This is a genomic window from Kaarinaea lacus (genome assembly GCF_975902315.1).
Genome location: NZ_CDLKIE010000014.1, coordinates 1 through 2648, shown reverse-complemented (window position 1 = coordinate 2648; position 2648 = coordinate 1). Strand labels below are relative to the sequence as shown.

At 49.2% G+C, this 2648-nt stretch carries 3 protein-coding genes; all 3 read right to left on the bottom strand.

From position 1 onward, the window contains the following. Window positions 1-668, bottom strand: a 668-nt coding sequence (gene rsxG, locus ACWVCM_RS00260) for an electron transport complex subunit RsxG (protein ID WP_455199686.1), incomplete at its 3' end; no start/stop codon positions are given. After that, window positions 668-1762 (bottom strand): RnfABCDGE type electron transport complex subunit D, encoded by a 1095-nt coding sequence (locus ACWVCM_RS00255; RefSeq protein ID WP_455199685.1) that lies wholly within the window; start codon window positions 1760-1762, stop codon window positions 668-670. The genes rsxG and ACWVCM_RS00255, both read right to left, overlap by 1 nt. Further along, window positions 1759-2648 (bottom strand): RnfABCDGE type electron transport complex subunit C (locus ACWVCM_RS00250; RefSeq protein WP_455199684.1); only part of this gene is annotated, 890 nt, incomplete at its 5' end. The genes ACWVCM_RS00255 and ACWVCM_RS00250, both read right to left, overlap by 4 nt.

The window sequence follows — 2648 nt, the reverse complement described above, 5'->3', positions numbered from 1 at the left end:
GATGATGTTTTTGTTTTCGGTGGTTCTATTTCTGGTTTCTCTTGTGTTAGCAAGATACTTTTTTTGGACTTAAAGATCTCCAAACTGGTCTTTACCGCTTTAATTACCGCTCTGGGTGTGATGGTTGCCCCTGTAAACTGGTCAAAATAGCCACCGTCTTTTTTTACTTTCCATTGGGATTCACCGGGATTGCTTAACGACAAACCATTAAAGTTAAATATCCACGGATCTTTTTCCGGTTCGATTTTATCGCCAAGTCCAGGTGTTTCGGAATGCGAAAGTACCCTGGTACCCAGTAACTCGCCATCGCGGTTAATACCGACCATGACGTCTATGGGTCCAGCATAACCTTTAACTGAAGACTTAAAAGCTACCGCGACTACTTTATTGTCCTCCGATTTGGCGACATAGATAGTTTTGGTTTCATCTTTGACTTTCAACTCTAATGCGTCTTGCAGTAAATCATTGGTGTGCAACTCTGGTGAAATTACCTGTTCCAGTGAACGTTTCATGTCTTCGATGCGACGTAACTCGATATCCGGATAAGTTTGTTTGTTCGCGATGACCAGCAGTGCACTGGTAATTGCGGCCATACCACCCAGCAACATGGCGTGGTGCGCCGTGCGTTGACGATAGCTGGGATTAGTAACAGCTCTTTTGCCGTACATTATGCTGCACCTTCTTCGCTGTTATCTTTTATCGCGAGCGGATCGCCTTTACGATCGCGTCCGTAAATTCTTGGTCGTATGTAATGGTCAATGAGGGGTGTAGCAGCGTTCATTAACAACACAGCGAAACCGACACCTTCCGGGAATGCTCCCCAGGATCGAATTACAAACACTAGTGTGCCGCATCCGGCACCAAAAATGATTTGTCCCCGGCGAGTGCTGGGAGAGGTGACCAGATCTGTAGCAATAAAAAACGCGCCTAACATTAATCCGCCGCTGAATAAATGAAACAGGGCATCAGGGTATTGGCCGGGATTGATAAGATTGAAAATCGTTGCCCATAGCGCAACGGCGCCGAGCATCGCAACGGGTATGTGCCAGGTGATGATGCGCAATGCCATCAGTGCCAGGCCGCCCAGTAAAATTAACAATGATGATGTTTCGCCCATGCTGCCGGCGATGGTTCCAACTCCATGCGCTACAACATCAAATTCTGAACTGGAAAGTGACTCTACAACTGAATGACCCTGGGTGAAGCCTGTCTTAACATGCCCAATTATTGTTGCGCTGCTTACGGCATCCATACTTGGTACACCGAGGAATGTTATGGACAGTCCTTCTATGAAATTTGGTGCGTTAGCAGAAAACAACGGAGCAGGTTCGACCCAGAATGTCATTTCCACGGGGAACGAAACCAGGAGTGCCACGCGCGCTAACATCGCGGGATTGAAAACGTTTTGCCCGATGCCGCCGAATATTTGTTTGCCGACAACAATGGCAAACATTCCACCAAAGACAGCTATCCACCAGGGGGTCCACGGGGGAAGTGTCATGGCAAGCAACCAGGCGGTAAGCAGTGCTGAGTTGTCTTTCAGAAATATAGTAACTGGTTTTTTTGCGATGCGAAGACAGACAGTCTCGGCCAAAAGCGCTGATGCGATGCACAACACAAGAATGTTCAATGCCGGCCATCCAAACTGATAGATGCCCCAGGCTGTGGCGGGTAATAAGGCCAGGATAACGACCAGCATGATTCGGCTCACGGAGTTTGCGCCGTGGGTATGAGGCGCCGCATGAGCGGTTAGCGAACTCATGCGCTTACCTCTTGCTTGGCTTCCTGCATTGAGGATTCTTGCTCGAGTTGCTTTTCCTTGCCTTCCTGTTCTTTGGCGGCTTTTAGTTTCGCTGCTTTCTCGGCCGCTTTTTTGGCTTTCCGTTCGGCGGCAGCTTTGGCTTTGGCCTCTTTCTCTCTTTCAAGACGGGCAATGCGTTGTTCGGCCAGTCGCCTGGTTTCAGTGGATTTATGTTGTGCGCGCTGCTTATTGGCCAGTGCGCCTTTGGCGTAATTGAAATACTGCACCAGGGGTATATTGGAAGGGCACACATAAGCACAGGAGCCGCAGGATACGCAATCCATCAAACCATAATTCAGCGCGCCATCAAAGTCGCCTTTTTTGGATCGCGATGCCATTTCGAGTGGCAATAAACCACAGGGGCAGGCAGCGACACAACTAGCGCAGCGAATACAGGGCCGGGCAAGCTGTTCAGCGACTTGCTGTTTGGTGAGCGCGATGATGCCGCCTGTGCCTTTAACGATCGGTACTTCATCGTCAGGTATGGTTTGCCCCATCATCGGGCCACCCATTAACAGTCTGTCCGGTGTTTCTCTATAGCCTCCACAATACTCAATTAATTCGGACACACGTGTACCTAATAACACTTCGAGATTGGCTGGTTCATTAATGGCGTCGCCACTTACTGTTACAACACGTGAGACCAGGGGTCGACTATAACGAACAGCGCGATGGACCGCATAGGCGGTGCCCACATTGTGGACAATCATGCCGATGTCCGCTGACAAGGCACGTGCAGGAACTTCTTTACCGGTTACCGCGAAAATAAGATGTTTTTCTGATCCCATGGGATATCGGGTGGGTACTTTAGCGATACTGATATCAGTAAAGCTTTTGGCAGCGTTTT